Here is a 24,454-nt window from a genome sequence, read left to right as displayed (position 1 = left end):
CGGGCGTTATCTGAGTGCTTCTGCATGAATATCGATATCAGCTATTTGCTTAAAGTCTTCCCGCTCATCATCAGCTATTTGCCGATGACGATGTTTCTGGCGGTGGTATCCATGATCATCGCCATGGTTGTCGGCCTGATGCTGTCGCTGTTGCGCACCAGTAAAATCTGGCTGCTCAGTAAAGCGGTCGAGCTGTATATTTCCCTGTTTCGCGGCATGCCGGCGCTGGTGCAGCTGTTTATAATCTACTTTGGCTTACCGCAGCTTATTCCCTCGCTGACCGGCCTGACGGCCACTGCGGCGGCCATCATCGGCTTTAGCCTCAAGACGTCGGCGTATATGGCGGAAATCTATCGCGCGGGGCTGGCCTCTGTAGATCCGACCCAAACCGAGGCCGGGCTGTCGATTGGCATGCGCAAGGGGCAAATTTATCGTCGCATCGTGCTGCCGCAGGCGATGCTCAATGCGCTGCCGGCCACCGGCAACACTTTTATCTCGCTGATCAAAGAAACGTCGGTGGCGTTTGCCCTGGGCGTGTCCGAACTGTTTGCGGAAGGCAAAATGATCGCGGCCGAGTCCCTGCGCTATTTTGAAACCTTCCTGGTGGTGGGTCTGGTGTACTGGCTGGTAATCATCTGCTACGCTCGTCTGCAGGCCCTGCTTGAGAAAAAACTTAGCCACTCGCTGCAACGCTAGGATGACATTATGATCACAGCCAAAAATCTCTATAAACGTTTTGGTGACCAGGTAGTGTTGGACAATATCAGCATCGACATCGCCGCCGGCGAAGTGGTTGCCATTATCGGACCTTCGGGCTCGGGGAAATCAACGCTGCTGCGCTGCCTGAACCTGCTGGAAAAACCCGAATCCGGCATCATCCAGATTGACGACGTCACTCTTGATACCGAGCATTATACCACCCGGGAAGAGTACGCCCTGCGCAGCCAGACGGCGATGGTGTTCCAGAACTACAGCCTGTTTAAAAACAAAACCGCGCTGGAAAATATCACCGAAGGCCTGTTGGTGGTGAAAAAGCTGCCCCGCAGGCAGGCGGTGGAAATGGGCATGTCGCTGCTGGAGCAGGTCGGCCTGGCGGATCAGGCGCATCAGTATCCGGTGACCCTGTCCGGCGGCCAGCAACAGCGGGTCAGCATCGCGCGGGCGCTGGCGGTCAACCCGAAAGCGATTTTGTTTGACGAACCCACCTCGGCGCTGGATCCTGAACGGGTGCATGAGGTCTTGCAGGTGATTCAGACGCTCGCCAAGCGCAAGACCACCATGGTGATTGTCACCCATGAAATGCAGTTTGCCAAAGAGGTGGCCGACCGGGTGATCTTTATGGCGGACGGACACATTATTGAACAGGGGCCGGCGGAACAGATCATCAATTTTTCCGACAATCCGCAGACCCGGCGCTTCCTGAGGCAGTTGATCAATATCGAAACCCCCAGCGAGTTTTCTATTTAGGTGATTTACCGGCGCAGCGCCCGCATCCCCCCGGCGGTATGCTGGCAGGCCGTGTCCGGCCAGCGCCCGCCAGGCTGTGGGCCAATACGCTTTTTGACTGATGGAGTAACCCAATGACCATCCCTCCCGAGTATCAGGACCTGGCGCAACAGATCCAGGACTTTCGCCACCACCTGCACCGGCATCCCGAACTGTCCAACCAGGAATTTGAAACCACCGCGAAAATCCGCGCCGCGCTCGAGCGTGAGGGCATCCGCATTCTCGACTTGCCGTTAAAAACCGGCCTGGTGGCGGAAATCGGCGGCCTGCAGCCCGGCCCGCTGGTAGTACTGCGCGCCGATATCGACGCGTTGCCAATCAACGAGGAATCCGGCGTCGAGTACACCTCCGAAAACCCCGGCGTGATGCATGCCTGCGGCCATGATTTTCATAGTTCGGCCGCACTCGGCGCCGCCATCCTGCTCAAGCGCCGGGAGGAGGGATTACAGGGCAGGGTGCGCGTGCTGTTCCAGGCGGCGGAAGAAACCGGCCTGGGTGCGCCGGATCTGATTGCCACCGGCGCGCTGGACGACGCCGCGGTCATTTTCGGCATCCATAACGATCCCACCCTGCCGGTGGGCGTGGTGGGCGGCAAGGACGGCGCGCTGACGGCGGGCGTGGACAGGTTCGAGATCAAGATCGCCGCCAAAGGCTCCCATGCCGCCAAGCCGCACGAGGGCAACGATCCCATTATTATCCTCGGCCAGCTGATTGGCGCGGTGCAAACCCTGATCAGCCGCAACGTGCCGTCCAACAACAATGCCGTGGTATCCATCACCCAGGTCCACAGCGGCAGCACATGGAATGTGATCCCGGATACCGCCTATATCGAGGGCACGGTGCGGACTTTCAGCCAGGACGTGCGCGATCTTATCGAGCAGCGCTTCCGCCAGCTGGTGCAAGGCATCGCCGAGGCCTATGGGGCGCAGCTGGAATTTTTATGGCACGCCGGGCCGCCGTCGGTAGTGAATACGCCGGAATGGGTGGCCTTTGCCCTGGAACAGGCCACCGAGACCGGCTTTGAGGCAAGGCGCGTCGACGCCAGCCCCATCGGCGAGGATTTCGCCTTTTACCAGCAGAAACTGCCCGGCACCTTCATGATGGTCGGATCCGGCGGCCCCCATGCGCTGCACCACCCGAAATTTCGCGTGGACGATCGCGCTTTATTCCCCACCGCCCGTTATCTTGCGCGCCTGGCCGGCGAAGCGCTGAAGTCGCTGGCGTAGCATGAGCGAAACGCTCACCCGGCGGCTGGCGACGCTTATCGCCGACACCCGGCCAGACGAAACGGCGCGGGGAAAATCCCGGGCCGGAGTGCTCGACTATCTGGCGGTGACCCTCCCGGTGCTGCTTGGCCGCGTGGCTGACAGCGGCCTGGTTTGCCTGCGCCGGGTCTATGACGGCCGGGATGCGCGCACGCGGGCGCTGCTGCTGGGTTATGCCGGCCATGCGCTGGACTATGATGATTTTCACCCCGATTTTCGTGGCCATCCCAGCACCGTGATCCTGCCGGCGCTGTTCGCCCTGGCCGCAGAGCATCCGACGGTCGGCGCCGCGAGGTTTCTCGACGCCTATACCGTCGGGGTGGAAGCGGCGGGGCGGCTGGGATTGGCCGCCGGCCGCCGGCATTACGCCATGGGTTTTCACAGCACCGGCACCCTGGGCACGCTGGCGGCAACGGCGGCGGCGGCGCGGCTGGTGAAGGCCGACGCCGGTGCGACGGCGGTGATGCTGGGCATTGCCGCCACTCAAGCCAGCGGGCTGCGCGCGCAGACCGGCTCCGCAGCGAAACCCTTGCATGCCGGACTGGCGGCGCAGGCCGCGGTGGCCGCTTGCCAGCTCGCGTTGGCGGGGTTTTCCGGACAGCCTGACGGGATTATCGAGGATTTTCTGGCGGCCAGCTGTGGCGGCCAGCAGGATCCGGACCTGTTGACCGACCGTTGGGGCGAACCTTGGCGCATTGTCACTCCCGGGCTGGAGTTCAAGCCGTATGCCGCCTGCAGCGGTACCCACAGCGCCGCCGATGCGGCGCGCCGGTTACGCCGGCAGTGGCTGGACAGCGGCCATACCCTCGACGCGCTGCTGGATAGGCTTGATCATATCGAGGTGGCGTTTCCGCCGGGCGGCGATCTCGCGCCCTCGGTGCGCCGGCCCCGTAACGGTATGGAAGCGCGCTTCAGCCTGGAATACGTTATTGCCGCCGGCCTGTTGCTTGATGATCTTACCCTTGCGGAATTTGCCGAAGGGCCGGTGAATCCGGCGATTTCGGCGCTGGCGCAGCGGGTCAGCCGCTGTCCCGACCCACTGGCGCCTCCCGATGAGCTGGACCCCTCCGCCCGTTTCCATCAGGTGACGCTATTTTTCCATCACGATGCGCCGCTGCGTTGTAAGGTGACGCGCCGGGAGAGCCTGTCCCATCCGGTGGACCTGTCGCATAAGCTGCGGCGCTGCCTGGCGGGTGAAACGGACGCGACGATCGACGCCATCGAAAGCCTGAGCCGCCTGGATTCACCCTCGGCGCTGTCCCGACTGGGAACGTTACTCCTGTCGGCGCTTCATCAGCCCCGCCGATAGACGCGCTTTACGCTTGACTCATCCCGCCGACCTCCGCGTTTCACTTGCGCGCCACGGCCGCTCCCTGCCCGCCGCGCCCCGGCACGCTTAATGATGTCCGTGCCGCAATCGATGCTTACCCACCGCTGCTTTCCGGCCGACGTGACACCGCGACCGGCGGCTCAAAGACCCTGACTTCCGGCGCCTCGCCCGCAAAACGGCCGACGCGCACCACGGTAATCTGACCGGCGCAGCCCTGGCTGAGCGAAGAGGTGCCGATGTCCAGCGTCAGCACATTGGGATTGCCATGGCGGCAGACGGGTCTCTCCGCCAACGGATCCACCGGATCGTACCAGGCGCCGGTCGGCAACTGTACCACCCCCGGCATAATACGCGCGCTCACCTCAGCGCTAGCCAGCACCGTGCCGCGGCCGTTGACCAGCTCAACCACGTCGCCGGTGGTTATGCCGAGGCGCCGCGCGTCGTCAGGATTCAGGCAACATATCTCGCGCCCGCCGCGTTTGCGGCTGACGCTGTACTGTCCGAAATCAAGCTGGCTGTGCAGACGCGATTCGGGCTGGTTGGCAATCAGATAAAAAGGATGCTGTTCGTCGGGCCGTTGTTGCGGCTCAAGCCACACCGGATGTCCCGGACAGTCCGCATAACCAAAGCCGGCGATGGTCTGGGAGAAAATCTCGATTTTGCCGCTCGGGGTCGGCAGCGGATTGCGCTCCGGATCCTGGCGAAATGCCCGCAGCAGCCGGCCTCCATCCCGATCCTGCGGCAGTTCCAGGATGCCCTGCTGCCAGAAGGTGGCAAAATCAGGCACGCTGACGTCACGTTCACGCAGACGTTCACGCATCTGCTGATAGAGATGCGCCAGCCATTCTCGGGCGCTGCGTCCCTCGGTAAACGCCGCTTCCCCGCCGAGCCGCCGAGCCAGTTCGGTAAAAATGGCGTAATCATCCTTCGCTTCGCCGTAAGGCGTGGCCGCCTGCTGCATGGCAACCAGATACCGGTCCGTCGGTGCGCCGCCGATGTCTTCCCGCTCCAGCGTCATGGTGGCGGGCAGCACGATATCGGCATGACGCGCCGTTGCCGTCCAGGCGGTCTCATGCACGATCAGTGTATCAAGCCGGCAAAACGCCCGGCGCAGGCGCGCCAAGTCCTGATGGTGATGGAACGGATTGCCGCCCGCCCAATAGGCTAGCCGGATGGTCGGATAGGTAAGATGACGCCCGTTGTAAACGAATTTTTCACCGGGATGCAGCAGCATATCGGCCACGCGCGCCACCGGGATAAACCGGTCGATACCGTTTTTACCCTGCGGCAGCGCCGGGAATGCCACCTGGTTGTGGTGCTTGCCGTAATGGCCCAGCGCGCCCAGCGCATAAGCGTAGCCCCCGCCCGGCAGTCCCGGCTGCCCCAACGACGCCGCCAGCACGAGCCCGAGCCATACCGGCTGCTCGCCGTGCTCCGCCCGCTGCAGCGAGTGCGCCACGGTCACCATCACCCTGCGTCCATGTAACTGGGCCGCCAGCGCGTCGATACGCGCTGCGGGGATGCCGCAGATGGGCGCCGCCCAGGCGGCATCGCGGACCTGTCCGTCCACGTCGCCGCGGATATAGGCCACCAGCTTTTCCCAACCGACGCAGTAACGTGCCAGGAACGCCGCATCAATCCACTGGCGGTTTGCCAATATGTGCAGCAGCGCGAGGATCAGCGCCGCGTCGGTGCCGGGACGTATCGGCAGCCACTCACCCCGGGCCTCGGCGGGCAGATCGCTTTCCAGCGGGCTGACCGAGATAAAAGTTGCGCCGCGCCGCGCCGCCTGGTCTATAAAACCGCGCTCAGTGTGTTCGCTCATCCCGCCGCTGGCCACCTGGGAGTTTTTTAACGCCAGGCCGCCGAAGGAGATCATGACCTCGGTGTGCTGCGCGATTTCCTGCCAACTGACGCCGCGGCGGGCGATTTCGTTGATATCGCCGATGATATGCGGCAGCAGGACAGACGACGCGCCGGAGCTATAGCTGTTGACCGAGCGGACGTAACCGCCGAGCGTGGTATTAAGGAAACGATGCACTTGGCTTTGGGCGTGATGAAAGCGTCCGGCGCTGGACCAGCCGTAGGAACCGCCAAATATCGCCTCCGGTCCGGATACACCCGCTACCCGTTGCAACTCGGCGGCCACCCGCTCATAGGCCTCCGGCCAGCTCAGGGCGACATACTCGTCCGCGCCCCGGCGGTTATCGGGGCCCGGGCCCTGTTCCAGCCAACCGCGCCGCACCATTGGACCCGCGATACGCGCCTGATGGCTGAGGGCGTTGGCCATGTTCTGCAGCAGCGGGCTGGGATCGGGATCGCCGCTGAACGGGGTAATGACCAGCCGGTCATCCTGCCAGCGGGCGGTGAAAGCCCCCCAATGGGAGCTGTGGGTTTTGTGATGGGTCGAGGTCATCATGGGTATCCAGGTGAAATAGCAAGCCCGTGATTTACAGCACGGTTGCCAGAAAGTGCCGCACGCGATGATTTTGCGGATCGTCCAGCACACGGTTCGCCGGACCGGCGGCGATAATTTTACCTTCTTCCATAAAAACGACGTTATCCGCCACTTCACGCGCGAAACCAATTTCGTGGGTAACAATTACCATGGTGATGCCTGAGTGCGCCAGCGCTTTAATCACCTGCAGCACTTCTCCCACCAGCTCCGGATCCAGCGCCGATGTCGGCTCATCAAACAGCAGAACCGCCGGATCCATTGCCAGCGCACGGGCAATGGCGACGCGTTGCTGCTGCCCACCGGAAAGCTGCTGCGGCCAGTCGTTTTCCCGTTCGGCCAGCCCGACCTGCCGCAATAGCAGCCGCGCCTTGCTGGTAGCCTGCTGGCGGCTCAGTTTTTTCACCAGCATGGGCGCATCGATGATGTTCTGCAGCACCGTGCGGTGCGAAAAGAGGTTAAATTGCTGGAACACCATGCCGATCCGGCTGCGCTGAAGCGCAATCTCGCGGCTGCCTAATTCATGGAGCGCCTGTCCTTTCTGCCGGTAGCCCACCAGTTCTCCGCCGATAAGAATGGTACCGCCATCAAGCTTTTCCAGATGGTTGATGCACCGCAGCAGGGTAGATTTGCCGGATCCGGACGGCCCGAGGATCACCGTCACCGAGCCGGCGGGAATCTCGAGGGTAACATTATCGAGGATCGTGTTGCCGGAAAAGCGTTTGGTGACTTTGCGCAGGGTGATAGTCTCAGCCATTGTTTAGCCTCCCGATCTTCAGGCTATAAAACAACAGATTGCGTTTCGCCCGATCCTGGCTTGGCTGGCGGATAACGCTGCGGCTAAAATAACGCTCAACGTAATACTGGCCCACCGACAGGACCGAGGTCATCAGCAGATACCACAGCGTCGCCACCAGCAACAGCGGGATTACCTGGTAGGTGCGCTGGTAGATAATTTGCGCCGAGAACAGCACATCCTGCAGCGCGATCACCGAGACCACCGCGGTGGTCTTCAACTGGCCGATAATTTCGTTGCCGGCCGGCGGCAAAATGGCCCGCATCGCCTGCGGCAAGATGGTGTGGCGAAAGATCTGCGCCGGGCGATAGCCCAGCGCCCGCGCCGCTTCCAGTTGGCCATGCCCGACGCTTTGGATCCCTGCGCGCACGATTTCCGCGGCATAGGCGGACTGGTGCATCACCAGCGCGATCACCGCCGCGCTGAACGGGCTTATCAGGGTGTTGGCGTCGGCGCTCCACAGCGCGCCGACGCCGGGCAGGGCCAGGGAAATCTTGGGATAGAGCGCGGCGATATTGTACCAGAGGAACAGCTGTACCAGCATCGGCACGCCGCGAAAGAACCAGGTATAAGCCCAGCTTACCGCCACCAGCAGCGGATTGGACGAAAGGCGCATCAGCGCCAGCACGGTGCCGAAGGCAAAACCGAACAAGACTGAAATGACGGTCAGTTGCAGCGTCATCAGCACGCCGCGCAGGATGGATTCCTCGGTAAAGCTCCCGATAATAGTCTGCCACTCGAAGCGGGGATTGGACATCATAGAATGGATGGCGGCGCACAGCAGGAGCAGCACGAAAAACGCGCTGACCCAGCGGCCGTAATAGCGTTTGCCGACGATCCTCAGCTCATCGGCTTCGGTTTCCTGCGGTGTACTGTTCATTGGAATATCTCTTCGTTTCGTTTTGCTTCTTTCACGGCGCCATAGCCGATCCCCCAACGATCGAGGATTTTTTGATAGCTGCCGTCCTGGATAAGGGAATTGAGCGCGGCCTGCACCGGTTCTTCCAACGGCGACTGTTTGGGGAAAGCGATGGAAACCGGCGCGTCATCCACGCTGATCTCGCCGCTCATGGCCAGCGCTTTCACCAGGTTGACCTGCCAGGTGAGTCCTTCGTAAGGGCCGAAAAACAGCGGCACGCGCCCGCTGACCACGGCCTGCACCCCGGCGGGGCGGTCTGGGAACACCGCGATGTTAATCGGCGGTTTGCCCTGCTCCACGCACTGTTTGCTGGCGGCGTCGAGACGGGTCAGCTGGGTAGTGCCGGCCCCGCCGCCGACCTGTTTGCCGCACACCGCCAATAACGAGGTAAAAGGGGCGACATTGGCGTCTTTACGGGAAATAACCCCGAGCCGGGAAGCGTTGTAATAGCCGATAAAATCAATTTGCTGCAAGCGCGTCTTGGTGGCGTTGATATTGGACAGCGCCACGTCATACCGGCCCGACTTCAGCCCGGGAATAATGTTGTCGAACCCGCCGGTATCCTGCCAGTGCACCGTCACGCCCAGCCGTTCGGCAACGGCGTTCATGATATCGATTTCACGTCCCGCCAGCGTGCGGTTGTCTTCCTGGAAAAAAGTAGTGGGCGGCGTATTGGGGTTGGTGCCGGCAATAATATAGCCCCGGGTCACAATATCGGCGGGCAGTTTATTTTTCAGCCTTTCATCGCTCTTGACGTGAAACGAACTGGCCGTGGGAACATTCTGCTCGGCCGCCCAGGCGTTATGCGCGCCCGCCATCATGAAAAGCGATATAAAACCATGGGATAACTTCATTAAAGGCTTCTCTCCAGATGAAATATGACAAAGGGGCCTGCGTGCAGACCTTAGATAGATAAACATTCAAATTAGATAAAGGCGGAAGCGGTCAGGGCGCTTAGGCAAACGTCGGTCTGGCAACGGTTTCGGCATATTGTCCACTCATTAATAGATTGTCATGGAATACCGACGACCTTCACAAGTGACAAAATTCGCTAAGCTTATAAGAAATTTTGGAATGACCCGCGCCGGGAACGGTGATTGCGCCCCTGAGGCCGGGCCGTGTGACCCTACCCCAATAATGAGCGGAGCAAAGTCGGGGGGCAGGTCAATTCTTTCTCGCCACATGCGTTAGAATGCCTGGAATATGTCGATGTGATCACTCCGAATAAAACCGAGGCCTCACCGCTTTCCGGCAGCGATGTACAGGATTTGACCAGTGCCAAAGAAGCCGTGCAACGCATTGTCAAGCAGGGTGCGCAGCGGGTGATTATCACCATGGGGCCGCTGCTGCTTGATGCGGGCCAGTTCCAGCAACCGGGACACCACCGGCGCGGGTGACGCTTTTAACGGCGCGTTTGCGGCAGCATTGGCCCGCGGCGAGTCGGTGGTGCAAGGAGAATGAGATGACTAAAATTGGAGGTATTGTGCCGGTTATGTTGACTCCCTTTACCCCCGATAACCACATTGACTATGACGGCCTGGCGCGCCTGATTGACTGGTATCTGGAGAAAGGCGTCGATGCATTATTCGCGGTGTGTCAGTCGAGCGAAATGCACTTCCTCAGTCTGGATGCGCGGGCGGAACTGGCACGATCCGTGGGGTGACGGTGGTTAAACTCGGCGAGATTACATGGCCGGCGCCGCCCATCGAGGTCTCTGCGCAGCCGGCGAAGCCCCTGCCGGCAGCCATCGTTAAACCCTTGGCTAAGCCGATTGCGCCCTGGGAAAAATACGTTCTGCTGGTGGTAGGAATAGTGCTGTTTGGTCGGCTGGCCAACGTGGCGCCGCAGGCGTTCTTGTCGCATTTTACCGTATTCGCGCTGGCGTGCGTGGTGGGCGATTATGTGGTTTGGAACGTCAGCCATGCGCTGCATACGCCCTTGATGTCGGTAACCAACGCTATTTCCGGGATCATCGTGGTGGGGGCGTTGCTGCAGATGGGTCACCGCGGCCGCGGTTGGCGCGCCGTTCCCGCAGCGCCGGTCCGCCCTAGGTGTCCTTGGCGTGGATGCTGCGTCTCATCTTGGCCAGAATTTGCACCAGGGCCTCGCGTTCTTCGGGGGACAACGTCTGCAATAAGCTGTCCGAGACCTGTTCAGCCACGGGCCGGGCAAGATTCAGCATAGTGCGGCCCTGCTTGGTGAGCCGGATAAGACGCCGGCGGCTATCGGCGGCATCCGGGTGCCGGACAATCAGCTGCCTGGTTTCCATGCGTCCAAGCATTTCCGCCAGGGTTGCCTTGGTGGTGGCGCTAGCCTGCCCGAGCGCGGCCTGATCGAGTCCTTCGGGCGAGGTGGCGAGCGCTTCCAAAACCGCATATTGCGGTTTGGTTAGTTCGGGCATCAGCAAGGTCCAGCGGGCGGTATGCTCCTGCAGGACAACGCGCATGAGGTGGAATAAGGTCTTGTCAAACATCCGCTCTATATCCTGTCCGGTAGTTCCCCGTTCACGCCCGTTTGGCGGGGCGGGTATTATCTCCGCTACGTTTGGCGTGCACAAGCAAATCCCGCCATTGATGCATACCGGGCTTGACGTTCGTATACGAACTAAATAGAATTTTCCGTGAAGCCTGGGGCGGAGTCTGTTCGTCCGAACATATAGTTCGTATACGAACTATATGTTGTTACCTTGCTTCGTTTATGCGACTTATCCTCGTTATATCGCGGGCCGCTGACGTTGGGGAAGGGCTGACCGGCGCCGGGTAAAACGGCAGGGTAGATGAGTCGACCCGCCTTTTCACATTGGATACGGGATTTAACATGATATTCGACGATTTGCGCCAGTTTCTGCAGGCGCTGGATGAACATGGCCAGCTGCTGCATGTGAAAGACTCCGTCCAGGCCGAGCCGGACCTGGCGGCGGCGGCCAATGCGGCCGGTCGGATCGGGGATAAAGCGCCGGCGCTTTATTTCGATAATATCGCGGGTTTTACCGACGCCAAGGTTGCGCTTAATACCCTGGGTTCGTGGCCTAACCACGCTATCGCCTTGGGCATGGCTCCCGGTACCTCCACCAAGGATCAGGTTGCGGAATTCATCCGGCGCTGGGACGAGTTCCCCGTATCGGTGGAGCGCCGCGCAAATCCGCCCTGGCGGGAAAACAGCGTCGAAGGCGACGATATCAATCTTTTTGAAATACTGCCACTGTTTCGCCTCAACGATGGCGACGGGGGTTTTTATCTGGACAAAGCCGCGGTGGTCTCGCGCGACCCGCAGGACCCCGATAATTTCGGCAAGCAGAATGTCGGCATTTACCGTATGCAGGTCAAGGGGAAACGCCGTCTCGCCATCCAGCCCGTGCCGGTGCACGATATCGCCATCCACCTCAAGGCGGCGGAGGAGCGGGGCGAGGACCTGCCTATCGCTATCACCCTTGGCAACGATCCGATCATCACGCTTATGGCGTCGACGCCCCTGGGCTATGACCAGTCGGAATACGAAATGGCGGGCGCGCTGCGGCAGGCGCCTTATCCGATCGCCACGGCCCCGCTAACCGGATTTGACGTCCCATGGGGGTCGGAGGTGGTTATCGAAGGCGTGATCGAAAGCCGCAAGCGCGAACTGGAAGGCCCGTTCGGCGAGTTCACGGGCAATTATTCCGGCGGGCACCGGATGCCGGTGATAAGGATCGACCGGGTTTCTTATAGAACGCAGCCGATCTTCGAGTCCCTTTATCTTGGCATGCCCTGGACGGAGGTGGACTATCTCATCGGTCCGGCAACATGTGTCCCGCTTTACAAGCAGCTCAAGGCCGATTTTCCCGAGGTGCAGGCCGTTAATGCCATGTATACCCATGGCCTGCTGGCGATTATTTCCACCAAGAAACGTTATGGCGGATTCGCGAAAGCGGTAGGACTGCGCGCCATGACGACGCCCCATGGATTGGGTTACGTAAAAATGGCGATTGTCGTGGATGAGGACGTCGATCCCTTCAATTTACCCCAGGTTATGTGGGCTTTGTCCACCAAGGTGAATCCCGCGGGCGATCTGGTACAACTGCCCAATATGTCGGTGGTCGCGCTTGACCCCGGCTCGACGCCCGCAGGCGTGACCGACAAGCTGGTCATTGATGCGACGACCCCCGTCGTTCCGGACACGCGCGGCAATTACGGTCTACCGGTGCGCGATCTTCCCGAAACGGGCCGCTGGATCGAGCGGCTGAACACGCTGATCGCCAACAACCGTTGATCCGATAATAAATGAAAAGGAACATATGATGATTTGTCCTCGTTGCCAGCATCCGGAGACGGACGTTTTGTTTGAAAGCCCGGTCCCGGGCGTATTTACCGTATTTCAATGCGGGCAATGCCTCTACACCTGGCGTTCGACCGAGCCTCCGCGCCGTTCCGATCCCCGGTTTTATCCGCAAGCGTTCCGCCTGGACCCCGGGAGTCTGGAACACGCCGAGGAAATACCACCGGTTCCGGTCCTGCAGAAAGTCACCGGAGAGTAATACACCGCTTATCCGGTGCGCCTGGGTAAGGGGTAAAATCATTCCCGCCACACCGCGTCGCGGGCTTTAATAGCCCGCAGGAGCATACCTAGCGTGTAAAAGCGGCCGGCGAGATAAAATTGATGGTTGTCCACCCGCCCGACGCCGTTGGCAATCACACGAAGCCGGCCGCCCTGTTCGGCATCGCTCAGCAACGGGTCCCACATCATCCAGGCATCCGCGGCATGATGATCGCTTGGCGCCAGCGAATACTTCGGCGGCGCATAGACTACCCGTATGTCATCCAGCGTCAGGCCGGCCTCATCAAGGTCCGCAGCAAAAGATAGAATTGATGCTATTGCTATGTCATATTTTCGAATCTGGTAAATCACGCGGCGAAGTAAGGACGAATGCCCATGTACAAACGCTGGCTTGCCTGGTCTATTTTGTTTTTTATGGTGCCCTGAGGAATTGCATTTTAATGCCAACAGACGGTTGGACAGCAAAAGAAGGAGCCACCGCTTTGGATATGCTTTTTTCTCTAATCGACACCGATACGAGTGAATATTATAAATAAATAGCATTTCAGAGTAGAGAAAAAAAATCTCTCTCATACACCTGCGATTTTACCTAGTGCCGAACTCAGGGCACATTAAGCACAAGCATTACACCGATTCTGAGTAGACTACATTTGTCTTTCTACCTAATGGAGAACATAGCCGTGGCGACACCAGGCGAGACACTTCCAGCGTTGGCTCATTTTTCCTGGTGTGCGCAGGTAGCGCTGAGGCTTGCTATTCAAGATGGACTGATCCATTCTCCCTTAGATGAGCATCTCTTTTTGCTAAACTGGATAGTCACAGCGAAAACGCAAAAGCGTTTTCCGAAGATGATTGGGACGGATATCGACAATCTCATATCGCATGCCAGCCGATTAGGCATACAAATTAATCTCCTGCAACAACTTCATTCTATTTATATTTTTTACATGTTTCCTATGGTTAAGAAAACAGACCGACTTCGGTTCAGCTATGTTATTGAGTCGTTGCGTTTGTTGGGATGGCAGGATTTTAGCATATCTCGAAAAGACGGGTTGGCCCTGGAGAAATTTTCTTTGGATTCAAGAAAAAATGTAATTTTCATCGAATATGAATCTTTAAATAAAGCATTTGATGCGGAAGGTCGTCAGATCTCTATTATTGAATTAAAACTGTCTGGACCGATAAATAAAATCATTGAATTATTTGTCAAGCAAGATTTTTATTGCAATTATGTAAATGAAACACAAAGCTATTATCTGCTTTTTATTAACACATCACCTGTTAATGGAAAATAATGATTTAGTCCAATGTGATTAGAGACAATATATATGCTACTAAAGGTTATCGTGGTATTTATTGATGTTTCACTAAATAATCAGGCACGGCTTGATTACGCAGTAAAAATCGCACGCCGCTATGGTGCTCATCTCGCGGGACTCTATATCGCCCCAACTTACTGGGAGACCAGTCCATCTAAAATTTATGATATTGGCAGTGATGCATCAACTGAGTTGACAAGATTTCAGCGCGAGGAAGAGCAGGAGACATTAAAAAAGGCGAGAGAGGTTTTCAACGCTGCCACCCACAGTGAAAAGATTGATTCTGAGTTTCACATCATTAAAGACAGCGCAGATGACATGCAGTTCAGGTCAATTTTGTTATATACAGATCTGATCATCGTTGGTACCCCTGGAACCAACGGACTGCCAAAAAATTGGTCGGCGCAAGCGATACTACTTGCTACAGATGTTCCATTCCTTATAGTGCCAAATGGATGGCGGTGTCAATCAGGGGAGATCGGTAAACGAATCATGCTCAGCTGGAATGGTAGCCGTGAGTCACGCCGGGCTATCATGGATTCCCTGCCATTTTTGAGCGCTGCACAATCTGTGTCGGTTGTCGACGTCGTAAAGGAAAAATATCCACATCATGGCGACTCGCTTGGCACGGACTTTTTACTTTTTATCAGCAGGCACGGAATTCAGGTCGCTGTTGATGTATTGTTATCACAAGATCGTCCCTCCGCCGCCGTGCTCTTGCAGTACGCAGCGGTGCATGATATTGATTTAATTATTCTAGGGGCTTATAGCCATTGCCAGTCGGGTGTGATTATCTTCAGAGGCCTCGCAAGATCACTCTTGCATGTTACGACCGTTCCCTTGCTAATCGCACATTAGTATAAATAATGATTTATTGATGTGATTATATCATTTGAGAACAAAAATATCGTATTAGCCTCTTGGGCGCCAAAGACATCCGCCGATTAGACTGGCTTAATAAGGATAGATTACGTCTACTGTCTAGATATTAATATTAGCCCAAACTCTTTCAGTATAAAGTAAAAAAATCCACCGTTTCCGGTGGGTAATTAGTACAAAATTCTATCCATGAATAACGGGGGAAATCCTTTTATGAAGAGTTATTCTAACGCCATTAATCAGTGGGTAGTGTGCAAAAATTGCTTTGTGTAGAGATTTTAACAAAAATGATTAACTATAATTTTTCATATTTTAAAAGCTTGTGTTTTCTAAATTGCAACAGAAAGCTGAGCAGATATGGAAAGAAAAGAAGGTTTTACATCTACAGCCTCGATCATGGGCAGGCAATTCTTAGCTAATGTAAGAGGAGATATGTTAATCCAGCGGTGCGGGAACGCACATGAACAGGTTTTCCTGTCAGACCACAAGCGTAAAAAAAGGTGGGCCAACTGTGATGGAAACGCCCTCAGCAAGCACAAGCATCATTTAAATTTCACATTATTTTTTATTATTATAAAGCTTACGTTTATATTTATGAAAACGATCATTCAGTTTATGTTTATTTTGTGTACTCAAGTGTTTACCTAAAACAGTAAAAACCACGACGAGAAGGAATAAAATAATCAATAAATACAATAAATTATATAAAAACATATTAACCTCAAATCAGTTTGAACTGCTGGATCTTTCACACTTAAAATTATACCGTCAGAACAGCACAGTGAATGATCAATCTGTGCGCAGTTTTACAAAGGCTGTACTTGAGAAATTGTTAGCGTATGAATGTGCTTAAGACTAAAATTGATAAAATGTATGACTTTATTCCTCTCGTATTGCCAATTGTGATGAATAATGCCCCGGCCCAGATAAATAGCAATACCTTGGTAATTGGTATGTATAGCGATATTACTAATTGCTCAATTTGGTCATCAAGAGACTATTTGTTTATGCACAATTCTGTAGGAAATGACATGCTCATGATAAATAGGAATCTTTTTCAACTATTGGAATAAGGTATTCGCAAACTATATTATAATCAGTCGAATACTGAATAGGAGAATTGAATGAGAAACGTTCGATGTCAGGACCCTGACTCCGCGTCAAACGCAAGCTCGGCATGGATGACTTATAGACCAGCATAATAAAATTTTGCAGCCCTCCGGCAGGTCCTTCATAAGTAAACCGCGCGTAAGTACCGCCTTCGAGAACCACCGGAGACGCAGATGGAAGATGTTCAGGCAACTGCCCCTGGGGCCAGGCTGTGGTGTAATACAATGTCATGTCCCCATTACGCCTTGGTGTCTCGCTCGGTAGCATGCGATTCAGTCCGTAAAGTAGCGGTGAAAGAGGTGTTCCTTGTTGCAGATACTGATGCCAGAGTGGTGTTCTCAAGTCGCGGCGAACAAAGTCTTGAAAATGTTCCAGGGTACTGTGATATCTTTTGGTCACTCCGATCAGGCGGGTCGCGGGGATGACGATGAAATCAGGTGTGGGAAACCTGGTCAAGTCAAGGTATATAGGCGGACAAAGTCCCGCCAGCCGCCAGTTTGACGCGCAGCGGTAGGAGCCCGGCGTTTGGGCGAATTGCCGTTTAAAGGCGCGGGTGAAAATTTGTTGTGAGTCGAAATGGTAAAAATACCCGATCTCAAATATAGATCGACGCGTTAAGCGTAATGCCACCGCTGCCTGGGATAACCGCCTCTCCCGGGTATAACCTCCAAGGTTACGGCCAGTAATAGTCTTAAACATGCGTTGCAAATACCATTTAGAAAAGCCGGCCTTTGCTGCAACGTCATCCAATAATAATCGCTGATCCAGGTTATCTTCTAACCAGTCCAGTAATACGCTGATTATATTTAATTGGGAGTTGGACATGGCTACTCTCACTTATCTTATCATTGTTAATTGACCAAATAGTGTGCGCTTCAGCTCGCGTCGGAATGTTTCATCCTTAGCGGCGGTCGGAGAAAAGCGAATAATGAAGCTTCGGGTCGCCACCGTCATCGCGATTGAACCAGTGAACACAAAGAAAAACAGCTCAGGATCGATATCGCCGATGTCTCCGGCTTCACGCGCCTTTTTGAGCAACGGCAAAAGCAAATCATAAGGAGGTTTGATCAATCGCTCGTAAACATAGTCAGATCGCGCGTCATGCTGGGCGACTTCCTTGACAACAAATTTAGCCATCAGCGGAGTGTCGCAAATCAGATCGATCAATTGCTCCATGACATGACGAAAGTACTCACCCTCCGAGAGGTCGCCATTTTTTTCCTGCTCCATGACAAGTATTACGGCGACAACCCGCTCAGCGACATGGTCAATGACCGCTTGCCACAAACCAAGTTTCGAGCCAAAACTATGAGAGAGAAGTGAGACATCCACATCGGCCTCTGAAGCAATCTGGCGCAAGCTCGACCCCTCGAACCCAAATCTGGAGAAAATATCGAGCGCGCTCTCCAAGATCCGATCCGATGTCGGTACTTGCGATTTGCGTGGTCTGCCCCTTGGTCTGCGGGGGGTGTCGGCTATCATCGTTATCTCTATTCCTGTTGTTTTTTCAGTCTGACCTGGACAGGTGACTCTATCATTTATTCTTCTCAATAATCAACGGATGTTGATTATTAAGGGATATGAAAAATGATTATCTTGCTGACGGCGCATATCGGCGCATCAGGTTGCTCGCCGGGTCGGATAGTGGTGTTTTTTGGCGAGCCGTTGGTTCATGTTTGACGGCCGATGGGAAGTGCTGTCGCCAATAATCCTGAAATGCCTGCCGGCATTGCACAACGAACAGATATTGGGCACTAAAAGCACATCTACCCAGATGGTTTATAGGCTATTTTTGCATAAATGATAATAGGGTCAATCAGGAGTGAGCAGTATGACGAACTTACATCCGTTTACCCCTCATTATAATTATGCCAATGTGGACTTCATGGCGTCCACGGTGGCTTTCATGGAACGCCAAAAAATGTCCATTGACCTTGTTACCCTTGAGGCGAAAATTCCCAGTTCTGGTAAAAAGATGTGCAATTTTTTTACCAAAAATGAATTATGACATTGAATTTGCGTTGTTTTTTTTCGAAAAAATAAGTGAAGCAAAAATATAGATGTTATCAAAAATATTTTTTGGTTAACACATTCGCCTCCAGCAAGGTAACTCATTACAAAAATTTATCTGTTATCGTTCATGGATCCGTCAGGGATCATGCAACACTGGATGATGTCGTGGAAGAGTTTTAATAAAAAACAGGACTCTATTATTAAGGTAACCTACATCGGCGGATATAATGCCTTGCAAGGCGGTTCTGTTTTGCTTAAATAATATATTTTTGGGGAGGCTATATTATCATATTCCTGTATAAATCCATTTTTATAACAGTATGTATTTGTGGATGCAATCTGATTTTTTATCGGCGAACCAGCCCCATGTTGAAAACCTGAGGTTGGTTTTTCCCAGAGATAAGTTTATGAAATATTAGAATTTAATTTGTATCTTTGACGATGTCGTTTTATCGGCGGCGGCGATCAACGCGCTCTCGATGGCTTCCGGCTGATATTCGCCGCTCAGCAGCGGCAGCGGATTGATGCGACCGTCCTGCAGCCATTTCACCGCGGTGTCGAACTCATTTATAAAACGGAAAGATCCGACCCAGCGTATTTCTTTCACCAGCATCGGCATCACCGGGTATTCTACGCTGCTGGCGCCCATGCCCACCTGCACCACGGTGCCGGCCGGGCGGGTGAGGGCGACGGTGGAGCTGATGGCCGCCGGGCTGCCGGAAGCTTCAAACACCACGTCAAAATAGCCCCGGTCCCGCTGATAGAAAGCGGCGCTGTCTTTATTCATCGGGTTAAATGTCGCGGTGGCGCCCATCTGAGCGGCCAGCGTCAGGCAGCGGTCGCTGACATCGCACGCCACGGCTTCGGCCGCCCCGGCGCTTAACGCCGCGGCCAGGATCAGGCAGCCAATCGGCCCGGCGCCGATCACCAGCACTTTTTTGCCGACCAGCGTGCCCGCCGCGTTAACGGCGTGGATCGCCACCGCCAGCGGTTCGGCAAAGGCGATGACTTTCGGTTCGGCGTGCTCATCATAAGGAATACACTGTTTTACAGCAGCCACCACATATTCGGAGAATCCCCCGTTAACATGCGGATCGAACTGCGCGCTGCCCATAAAACGCATGGCGGAGCACAGGTTTTGCTTGCCCTCCAGGCAGAACACGCAATGGTTGCAGGGTTGCGAAGGATTGACCGCCACGCGCTGGCCGACCCGCAGGTTAGAGTCCACCGGCGCCTTGCTTACAACGCCAACGAACTCATGGCCGACCACCATGGGATGTTTGAGTACCGACATCCCGGCGCGTCCATGTTGGTAATAATGGATGTCGGACCCGCAAATGCCGCCGCGGTCCACCTTCACCAGCACATCCTCATCCTGGTATTCCAGCTCACGTTGTTCTACGCGAATATCTTTCTCACCGTAGGCGAAGCAGGCTTTGCAGCTGATTGTATGGGTGCTCATTATTTGACCTCGATTTTAAGTGCGTCTGGGCCGGGTTGCGGCCGGACAGGTTCAGTTGATTTCGGCGGGACGATCACGTCGATTTTCCCGACCAGGAAGGTGTAGGCCAGCAGGCCGGCCAGTGCGACCGCGGCGATATACCACATCGCGTACTGGAAATTATTGGTGCGCTGCAGGATCACGCCGATGACAATCGGACTGATGATGCCGGACAGGTTGCCGCAGATATTCAGGCAGCCGCCCATGGTGCCGAGAAAGTTGCGCGGGATAACGTCGCTCCATACCACCCAACCCAGATTGGAGAAGGCGTTGGCGAAAAAGGCGATGGACAGGATGGCAATGGCCATGAGGGGCTGGTCTTCAAAATAGTTGACCAGGCAAATCACCATGGTCAGGCACAGCCCGGACATCACGGGCAGTTTGCGGGCCAGCGTACGCGATGCGCCTTTTTTCAGCAGCATGTCGCTCAGGGTGCCGCCGCACAGCACGCCGGCCATGGCCATCAGGTATGGAAAGGAAGCTCCCAGGCCCGCTTTGGCGATCGACAGGTGCAGCCCCTTTTCCAGATAGACGATAAACCAGGTCAGGAAGAAATATAGCGTGGAGGAACAGGCGAACTGGGCAATAAACAGACCCCAGATGGTGCGTTTTTTCAGGAAGAAGCGAATATCGGCCCAGCGTACTTTTTCGCTGACGTTAGCCTGGTTTAGTGAACCGTAGCCGCCGCCGTCGCGGATATAATCCAGTTCTTGCCGGTTGGTCTTGACGCTATGCTGCGGATCGCGGTATTTCATCAGCCAGAAGATGCCGAACAGGACGCCGGCGGCGCCGGACAGGTAAAATGACATTTGCCAGCCGAATTCCGCCACGATAAACGACAGTGCCGGAGTGAGCAGCGCCAGCCCGATGTATTGCGCGCTGGAATAAATGGCGGTGGCGCGCGCCCGTTCATGATCGGGAAACCAGGTGGCGATTATCTTGGTATTGGACGGGAAAGAGGGCGCTTCGGCTATGCCGATCAAGGCCCGGCAGCCCAGTAACATCAGGAATGACGCGGTAGCGGTGGCAAACAGGTGATGCGAGGCAAACCCCATCAGGAAGGTAAACACGCTCCACAGGATGATGGCGCTGCCGTACAGGACGCGTGAGCCGATGCGGTCCAGCACATAACCTACCGGGATCTGGCTGGCGGCGTAGAACCAGGTGAACATGGAGAACAGCAGCCCAAGCTGGGTGGGACTTAAATCGAAATCGGCCTGGATTTTACTGCCGGCGACGGACAGGTTGGCCCGGTCCATATAATTAATTGCCGTTACGATAAATAACAGCGACAAAATAAAGAATCGCGACTTGGTTGCTTTCATTTTATTTTCCTGGTCAAAAGGTACCATTTTTTTATAAGCAGACGGATACAGGGATATAGCCCACAGCGGCGATGCTGTGGGCGTAGGTATATTCAGATCAGGCTGGGCGGGTTACAGCACGGCCAGCCAGCCGCCGTCGACGTAGATAATCTGGCCGTTGATGTAGTCGGACGCGGTGGAGGAAAGGAACACCGCGGTGCCGATCAGTTCTTGCGGCTTGCCCCAGCGCTTTGACGGGTTGCTGGCTTTGACCCAGGCGTCGAACTGTTTATTGTCGATAAGCGCGGTGTTCATATCGGTAAGGATATAACCGGGGCCGATGGCGTTGGTCTGAATGTTGAATTCCGCCCATTCGGCGGCCATTGAGCAGGTCAGCATCTTGATACCGCCTTTGGCCGCGGTATAGGGCGCCACGGTGGGGCGGGCGGCCTGGCTGGTCAGCGATCCGATATTGATGATCTTGCCGCCGTTGCCGCGGGCAATCATCCGTTTCGCGGCCGCGCGCGAAACGATAAAAGCGCTGGTCAGGTTAGTGTCGATGACGCGTTGCCACTGTTCCAGCTCCAGCTCCACCATGGGTTTGCGGTACTGGATGCCGGCATTGTTAATCAGGATATTCACCGGCAGCCCCTGTTGTTCCAGGGCGGCGAACGCGCTTTCCACCGCATCCTCATTGGTGACGTCGAAGGCGACGCCCTGCGCCTGATAACCTTTAGCACGGAGTTTTTGTACCGATTCATCCAGCAGCTCCGCGCGGATATCGTTCAGGACTACGCTGGCGCCAGCGGCGGCCAGCCCTTCGGCGTAACAATATCCCAAACCTCGTGCCGAACCGGTCACCAGTGCCGTTTTCCCGGTTAAATCAAACAGTGCAGACATAGCAATTCCTCATTATGGGGTCCTGGCGATAAAGATCGCTCGTTAACTTGTATGACATCATTCATATTTAAAGTGAAGTAATGAATTTCTTAAAGCAATGCTCATAGATATTTTTTGCAATGAAGATCACAAAATAATCTCTCTTAATGTTTTTTATTCTTATAAATATGTTTTAAAACAACTATATAAACCAGCATTATTATTTTTATGATCGGGTACACATTATTGAATTCCCAGGCTTTGCGTCGCTCATTTTTACGGGTATAACAAAAATTACTTGTAGGACAACATATGAGATGCTAGATCTGATAACACTAGCCGGTTGGGTGTCCGGGCGGTTAAGGCGAGGGAACACGCCGCCGTGAAATGAACACGGATGTTAACGGGCAAACATTAAATTTAAGGAGTGACTGTGAGTAATTTGAAAATCACCGCGGTGAAAACCATTCTGACCGCCCCGGGCGGCATCGATCTGGCGGTGGTGAAGGTAGAAACCAATCAGCCGGGATTATATGGCCTGGGCTGCGCCACCTTTACCCAGCGTATCCAGGCGGTGAAAAGCGCCATCGACGGCTACATGGCGCCGTTCCTGATTGGCAAGGACCCGGCGCGCATCGAGGATATCTGGCAATCGGCCTGCGTAAGCGGTTACTGGCGCAGCGGCCCCATCATGAATAACGCGCTGTCCGGCGTGGACATGGCGTTATGGGATATCAAAGGCAAGCTGGCCGGCATGCCGGTGTATGAGCTGCTGGGCGGCAAATGCCGCGATGGCATTCCGCTGTACGTGCATACCGACGGCAGCGACGAATTTGAAGTGGAGGACAATGTCCGCGCACGCATGGAAGAGGGCTATCAGTACGTCCGCTGCCAGATGGGCATGTATGGCGGCGCGGGTACCGACGACCTGAAGCTTATCGCCACCCGGCTGGCCCGGGCAAAGAATATTCAGCCGAAACGCTCGCCGCGCGCCAGCACGCCGGGGATTTATTTCGATCCGGATGCCTACGTGAAAAGCGTGCCGCGCCTGTTCGACCATCTGCGCAATACACTCGGCTTCGGCATCGAATTTATCCATGATGTGCACGAGCGCGTGACGCCGATGGCCGCCATCCAGCTGGCCAAGAATCTGGAACAGTACCAGATGTTTTATCTTGAGGACCCCGTGGCGCCGGAAAATATCGATTGGCTGAAGATGCTGCGCCAACAATCGTCCACGCCGATTTCGATGGGCGAATTGTTTACCAGCGTCAATGACTGGAGACCGCTGATTACTCACAACCTGATCGATTATATCCGTTGCCATGTCAGCACCATCGGTGGCATCACCCCGGCGAAAAAGCTGGCGACGCTGAGCGAAATCCACGGCGTGCGCACCGCCTGGCATGGCCCGGGTGACATTTCGCCAGTGGGCGTTTGCGCCAACCTGCACCTGGATATGAGCGTGACCAACTTCGGCATCCAGGAATACACGCCGGTCAACGACGCGCTGCGAGAGGTGTTCCCCGGCTGCCCGGAAATCGAGCTGGGTTATGCGTACCTGAGCGACCGCCCGGGGCTGGGCATTGATATCAATGAGGAAAAAGCGGCGCAATACCCCTGTATCGGTGGTATCCCGTCCTGGACCCTGGCGCGTACTCCTGATGGGACTGCGTCGCGGCCATAGGGAACGCGCGGCATAGGAGGATGGCATCCTCTTATAGCGGCCGGGCGCTTATGCGTCCGGCGCCGACTGTTTCAGTTTCTCAATCGCCGCCACGTTTTCCGACATCGCTTCATTGAGCACCGCCACCGCGGTGGAGGAGTCTCGGTTCTTGATCGCCATGAACACCTTGATATGGGCCTCGACGCTTTCCAGCGAGATGCCGAGTGCGCGGTTCAGCTCTTCCAGATAGTAGTAGTAGATGTCTTTGATGGAATTCATGACGTTGTAAAACACTTTGTTCTGCGATGCCTTGGCGATCGCCAGATGGAAATCAAAGTCGGCCTGTGAATACTTTTTGTAGTCGTCCTTGTTCACCAGCATGCGGTTCAACGCCTGTTCCAGGGCGGTGATGTCGTCGGGCGTGGCGTTGCATACCGCCAGCTCCATGCATTTGAACTCCACCGTTTGGCGGAACACCATCATATCGTGAAACTCTTCGCGGCTCAGGTGCATGATGGGTTGGTGTTCGTTTAACAGACTTTGCTGGTTAAGGTCCTTGGTGACAAAGCTGCCTTTGCCCTGGTGAGTGATGACAATACCCAGATCGCGCAGGCGCTGTACCGCGCTGCGGATGCTGACGCGGCTGACGTTGAACGAGGCGGTCAGTTCGGCCTCGGAAGGTAGCTTGCTGCCCGGGGGCCAACTTCCGTCCAGCAGCTTTTCCTTGATCTGATCATAAACCGCGTTAACCACGTTGTGTTTCTGTATTGATTGAATGCTCATGGTGTCCGTCGCATACGTTGTCCTACAACATGCCTGTGTATAGCACGCCCAGCGGGGGCTGTGAAGCCAAAAAGCGCATTTTCATGCTGTCAGGATGAAACCAGCCGCTGAAAATAAAATATGTGATCGTCACTTCATTTTGGCGGATTGGTCATTGATCGGCGATGGAGAATGCCGCATTTTTAAACATGAATGATGT

At 55.3% G+C, this 24,454-nt stretch carries 21 protein-coding genes and 4 pseudogenes; 13 read left to right on the top strand and 12 right to left on the bottom strand.

All coding sequences use genetic code 11. The features are described from left to right. Positions 1-24 precede the first annotated feature (24 nt). The 4 genes from ACL2XN_RS07605 to ACL2XN_RS07590 all read left to right on the top strand — a co-directional run bounded on the left by ACL2XN_RS07605 (position 25) and on the right by ACL2XN_RS07590 (position 4,080). Positions 25-696, top strand: a complete 672-nt coding sequence (locus tag ACL2XN_RS07605; RefSeq protein ID WP_162364154.1) for an amino acid ABC transporter permease — start codon at positions 25-27, stop codon at positions 694-696. A gap of 9 nt (positions 697-705) precedes the next feature. Beyond that, a complete protein-coding gene (locus tag ACL2XN_RS07600) occupies positions 706-1,467 on the top strand; it encodes an amino acid ABC transporter ATP-binding protein (protein WP_410015492.1) in 762 nt (253 codons plus the stop codon). 113 nt (positions 1,468-1,580) lie between these two features. Then, a complete protein-coding gene (locus ACL2XN_RS07595; protein ID WP_410015491.1) occupies positions 1,581-2,732 on the top strand; it encodes an amidohydrolase in 1,152 nt (383 codons plus the stop codon). A gap of 1 nt (position 2,733) precedes the next feature. After that, positions 2,734-4,080 (top strand): MmgE/PrpD family protein, encoded by a 1,347-nt coding sequence (locus ACL2XN_RS07590; RefSeq protein WP_413730576.1) that lies wholly within the window; start codon positions 2,734-2,736, stop codon positions 4,078-4,080. Positions 4,081-4,195: 115 nt separating this feature from the next. Here ACL2XN_RS07590 and ACL2XN_RS07585 read toward each other — a convergent pair whose 3' ends face one another. The 4 genes from ACL2XN_RS07585 to ACL2XN_RS07570 are packed head-to-tail and all read right to left on the bottom strand — an operon-like array spanning position 4,196 to position 9,125. Continuing rightward, entirely contained in the window at positions 4,196-6,520 is a 2,325-nt protein-coding gene (locus ACL2XN_RS07585) for a molybdopterin-dependent oxidoreductase (protein WP_413730575.1), read from the bottom strand. A gap of 31 nt (positions 6,521-6,551) precedes the next feature. Then, positions 6,552-7,313 (bottom strand): amino acid ABC transporter ATP-binding protein, encoded by a 762-nt coding sequence (locus ACL2XN_RS07580; RefSeq protein WP_413722578.1) that lies wholly within the window; start codon positions 7,311-7,313, stop codon positions 6,552-6,554. Further along, positions 7,306-8,232 carry an amino acid ABC transporter permease gene (locus ACL2XN_RS07575; RefSeq protein WP_410015487.1) on the bottom strand — a complete coding sequence of 309 codons (927 nt, stop codon included), beginning with the start codon at positions 8,230-8,232 and terminating at the stop codon, positions 7,306-7,308. The genes ACL2XN_RS07580 and ACL2XN_RS07575 overlap by 8 nt, the downstream gene beginning before the upstream one ends. Further along, on the bottom strand, positions 8,229-9,125 hold the full coding sequence (locus tag ACL2XN_RS07570; RefSeq protein WP_413728558.1) for an ABC transporter substrate-binding protein: 897 nt from the start codon (positions 9,123-9,125) through the stop codon (positions 8,229-8,231). The genes ACL2XN_RS07575 and ACL2XN_RS07570 overlap by 4 nt, the downstream gene beginning before the upstream one ends. A 318-nt stretch (positions 9,126-9,443) precedes the next feature. On the opposite strand from ACL2XN_RS07570, the pseudogene ACL2XN_RS07565 reads away from it, so the two are divergent. From ACL2XN_RS07565 to ACL2XN_RS07555, 3 pseudogenes are all read left to right on the top strand, one after another. Continuing rightward, positions 9,444-9,723, top strand: a pseudogene (locus ACL2XN_RS07565) (PfkB family carbohydrate kinase); the annotation flags it as partial. Positions 9,724-9,733: 10 nt separating this feature from the next. After that, positions 9,734-9,928 (top strand): annotated as a pseudogene (locus tag ACL2XN_RS07560) (dihydrodipicolinate synthase family protein); the annotation flags it as partial. Beyond that, a pseudogene (locus ACL2XN_RS07555) lies at positions 9,922-10,281 on the top strand (proton-translocating transhydrogenase family protein); the annotation flags it as partial. The pseudogenes ACL2XN_RS07560 and ACL2XN_RS07555, both read left to right, overlap by 7 nt. Positions 10,282-10,318: 37 nt before the next feature. Here the strand turns inward: ACL2XN_RS07555 and ACL2XN_RS07550 are convergent. Then, a complete protein-coding gene (locus ACL2XN_RS07550; protein WP_413730574.1) occupies positions 10,319-10,744 on the bottom strand; it encodes a MarR family winged helix-turn-helix transcriptional regulator in 426 nt (141 codons plus the stop codon). A 344-nt stretch (positions 10,745-11,088) separates the two neighbouring features. Between ACL2XN_RS07550 and ACL2XN_RS07545 the strand changes: the two genes are divergently transcribed. Next, the gene (locus tag ACL2XN_RS07545) at positions 11,089-12,516 is read left to right on the top strand and encodes a non-oxidative hydroxyarylic acid decarboxylases subunit C (protein ID WP_410015484.1); all 1,428 of its coding nucleotides are present in this window, start codon (positions 11,089-11,091) and stop codon (positions 12,514-12,516) included. A gap of 25 nt (positions 12,517-12,541) precedes the next feature. Then, entirely contained in the window at positions 12,542-12,781 is a 240-nt protein-coding gene (locus ACL2XN_RS07540; RefSeq protein ID WP_413723587.1) for a non-oxidative hydroxyarylic acid decarboxylases subunit D, read from the top strand. Positions 12,782-12,882: 101 nt separating this feature from the next. On the opposite strand, the pseudogene ACL2XN_RS07535 reads toward ACL2XN_RS07540, so the two are convergent. After that, a pseudogene (locus tag ACL2XN_RS07535) lies at positions 12,883-13,089 on the bottom strand (AAA family ATPase); the annotation flags it as partial. Positions 13,090-13,481: 392 nt separating this feature from the next. Between ACL2XN_RS07535 and ACL2XN_RS07530 the strand changes: the two are divergent. Both ACL2XN_RS07530 and ACL2XN_RS07525 read left to right on the top strand, forming a co-directional pair. After that, positions 13,482-14,096 carry a DUF2913 family protein gene (locus ACL2XN_RS07530; protein ID WP_413722581.1) on the top strand — a complete coding sequence of 205 codons (615 nt, stop codon included), beginning with the start codon at positions 13,482-13,484 and terminating at the stop codon, positions 14,094-14,096. 33 nt (positions 14,097-14,129) lie between these two features. Then, complete coding sequence (locus ACL2XN_RS07525) at positions 14,130-14,978, top strand: universal stress protein (RefSeq protein WP_413722582.1); 849 nt, start codon at positions 14,130-14,132, stop codon at positions 14,976-14,978. 1,056 nt (positions 14,979-16,034) lie between these two features. Here the strand turns inward: ACL2XN_RS07525 and ACL2XN_RS07520 are convergent. Both ACL2XN_RS07520 and ACL2XN_RS07515 read right to left on the bottom strand, forming a co-directional pair. Next, complete coding sequence (locus ACL2XN_RS07520) at positions 16,035-16,934, bottom strand: helix-turn-helix domain-containing protein (RefSeq protein WP_413722583.1); 900 nt, start codon at positions 16,932-16,934, stop codon at positions 16,035-16,037. A 12-nt stretch (positions 16,935-16,946) separates the two neighbouring features. Next, the gene (locus tag ACL2XN_RS07515) at positions 16,947-17,468 is read right to left on the bottom strand and encodes a TetR/AcrR family transcriptional regulator (protein WP_413730573.1); all 522 of its coding nucleotides are present in this window, start codon (positions 17,466-17,468) and stop codon (positions 16,947-16,949) included. 472 nt (positions 17,469-17,940) lie between these two features. On the opposite strand from ACL2XN_RS07515, the gene ACL2XN_RS07510 reads away from it, so the two are divergent. Then, positions 17,941-18,117, top strand: a complete 177-nt coding sequence (locus ACL2XN_RS07510) for a glycogen synthase (RefSeq protein ID WP_413722585.1) — start codon at positions 17,941-17,943, stop codon at positions 18,115-18,117. A 420-nt stretch (positions 18,118-18,537) separates the two neighbouring features. On the opposite strand, the gene idnD is transcribed toward ACL2XN_RS07510, so the two are convergent. From idnD to ACL2XN_RS07495, 3 genes are all read right to left on the bottom strand, one after another. Then, complete coding sequence (gene idnD / locus ACL2XN_RS07505) at positions 18,538-19,584, bottom strand: L-idonate 5-dehydrogenase (RefSeq protein WP_413722586.1); 1,047 nt, start codon at positions 19,582-19,584, stop codon at positions 18,538-18,540. Further along, a complete protein-coding gene (locus ACL2XN_RS07500; RefSeq protein WP_410015481.1) occupies positions 19,584-20,948 on the bottom strand; it encodes an MFS transporter in 1,365 nt (454 codons plus the stop codon). The genes idnD and ACL2XN_RS07500 overlap by 1 nt, the downstream gene beginning before the upstream one ends. A gap of 111 nt (positions 20,949-21,059) precedes the next feature. Beyond that, a complete protein-coding gene (locus tag ACL2XN_RS07495; RefSeq protein WP_413722587.1) occupies positions 21,060-21,827 on the bottom strand; it encodes an SDR family oxidoreductase in 768 nt (255 codons plus the stop codon). Positions 21,828-22,239: 412 nt separating this feature from the next. Here ACL2XN_RS07495 and ACL2XN_RS07490 point away from each other — a divergent pair, with 412 nt between their 5' ends. Further along, positions 22,240-23,493, top strand: coding sequence for an enolase C-terminal domain-like protein (locus ACL2XN_RS07490; protein ID WP_410015479.1), 1,254 nt, complete (start codon positions 22,240-22,242; stop codon positions 23,491-23,493). 48 nt (positions 23,494-23,541) lie between these two features. On the opposite strand, the gene ACL2XN_RS07485 is transcribed toward ACL2XN_RS07490, so the two are convergent. Further along, entirely contained in the window at positions 23,542-24,255 is a 714-nt protein-coding gene (locus ACL2XN_RS07485; RefSeq protein ID WP_410015478.1) for a FadR/GntR family transcriptional regulator, read from the bottom strand. Positions 24,256-24,454: the final 199 nt, after the last annotated feature.

This window comes from Sodalis sp. RH22, assembly GCF_047324165.1.
Taxonomy (GTDB): domain Bacteria; phylum Pseudomonadota; class Gammaproteobacteria; order Enterobacterales; family Enterobacteriaceae; genus Acerihabitans.
This window is presented reverse-complemented; position numbering and strand designations above follow the sequence as displayed.

Excerpts from the sequence above, each read along its gene's own strand:
- ACL2XN_RS07600 (WP_410015492.1), top strand. The coding sequence starts at position 706 with ATGATCACAGCCAAAAATCTCTATAAACGTTTTGGTGACCAGGTAGTG.
- ACL2XN_RS07520 (WP_413722583.1), bottom strand. The coding sequence starts at position 16,934 with ATGTCCAACTCCCAATTAAATATAATCAGCGTATTACTGGACTGGTTA.
- ACL2XN_RS07510 (WP_413722585.1), top strand. The coding sequence starts at position 17,941 with ATGACGAACTTACATCCGTTTACCCCTCATTATAATTATGCCAATGTG.
- ACL2XN_RS07575 (WP_410015487.1), bottom strand. The coding sequence starts at position 8,232 with ATGAACAGTACACCGCAGGAAACCGAAGCCGATGAGCTGAGGATCGTC.
- ACL2XN_RS07500 (WP_410015481.1), bottom strand. The coding sequence starts at position 20,948 with ATGAAAGCAACCAAGTCGCGATTCTTTATTTTGTCGCTGTTATTTATC.
- ACL2XN_RS07580 (WP_413722578.1), bottom strand. The coding sequence starts at position 7,313 with ATGGCTGAGACTATCACCCTGCGCAAAGTCACCAAACGCTTTTCCGGC.
- ACL2XN_RS07585 (WP_413730575.1), bottom strand. The coding sequence starts at position 6,520 with ATGATGACCTCGACCCATCACAAAACCCACAGCTCCCATTGGGGGGCT.
- ACL2XN_RS07570 (WP_413728558.1), bottom strand. The coding sequence starts at position 9,125 with ATGAAGTTATCCCATGGTTTTATATCGCTTTTCATGATGGCGGGCGCG.
- ACL2XN_RS07485 (WP_410015478.1), bottom strand. The coding sequence starts at position 24,255 with ATGAGCATTCAATCAATACAGAAACACAACGTGGTTAACGCGGTTTAT.
- ACL2XN_RS07540 (WP_413723587.1), top strand. The coding sequence starts at position 12,542 with ATGATGATTTGTCCTCGTTGCCAGCATCCGGAGACGGACGTTTTGTTT.
- ACL2XN_RS07595 (WP_410015491.1), top strand. The coding sequence starts at position 1,581 with ATGACCATCCCTCCCGAGTATCAGGACCTGGCGCAACAGATCCAGGAC.
- idnD (WP_413722586.1), bottom strand. The coding sequence starts at position 19,584 with ATGAGCACCCATACAATCAGCTGCAAAGCCTGCTTCGCCTACGGTGAG.
- ACL2XN_RS07605 (WP_162364154.1), top strand. The coding sequence starts at position 25 with ATGAATATCGATATCAGCTATTTGCTTAAAGTCTTCCCGCTCATCATC.
- ACL2XN_RS07545 (WP_410015484.1), top strand. The coding sequence starts at position 11,089 with ATGATATTCGACGATTTGCGCCAGTTTCTGCAGGCGCTGGATGAACAT.
- ACL2XN_RS07550 (WP_413730574.1), bottom strand. The coding sequence starts at position 10,744 with ATGTTTGACAAGACCTTATTCCACCTCATGCGCGTTGTCCTGCAGGAG.
- ACL2XN_RS07525 (WP_413722582.1), top strand. The coding sequence starts at position 14,130 with ATGCTACTAAAGGTTATCGTGGTATTTATTGATGTTTCACTAAATAAT.
- ACL2XN_RS07495 (WP_413722587.1), bottom strand. The coding sequence starts at position 21,827 with ATGTCTGCACTGTTTGATTTAACCGGGAAAACGGCACTGGTGACCGGT.
- ACL2XN_RS07590 (WP_413730576.1), top strand. The coding sequence starts at position 2,734 with ATGAGCGAAACGCTCACCCGGCGGCTGGCGACGCTTATCGCCGACACC.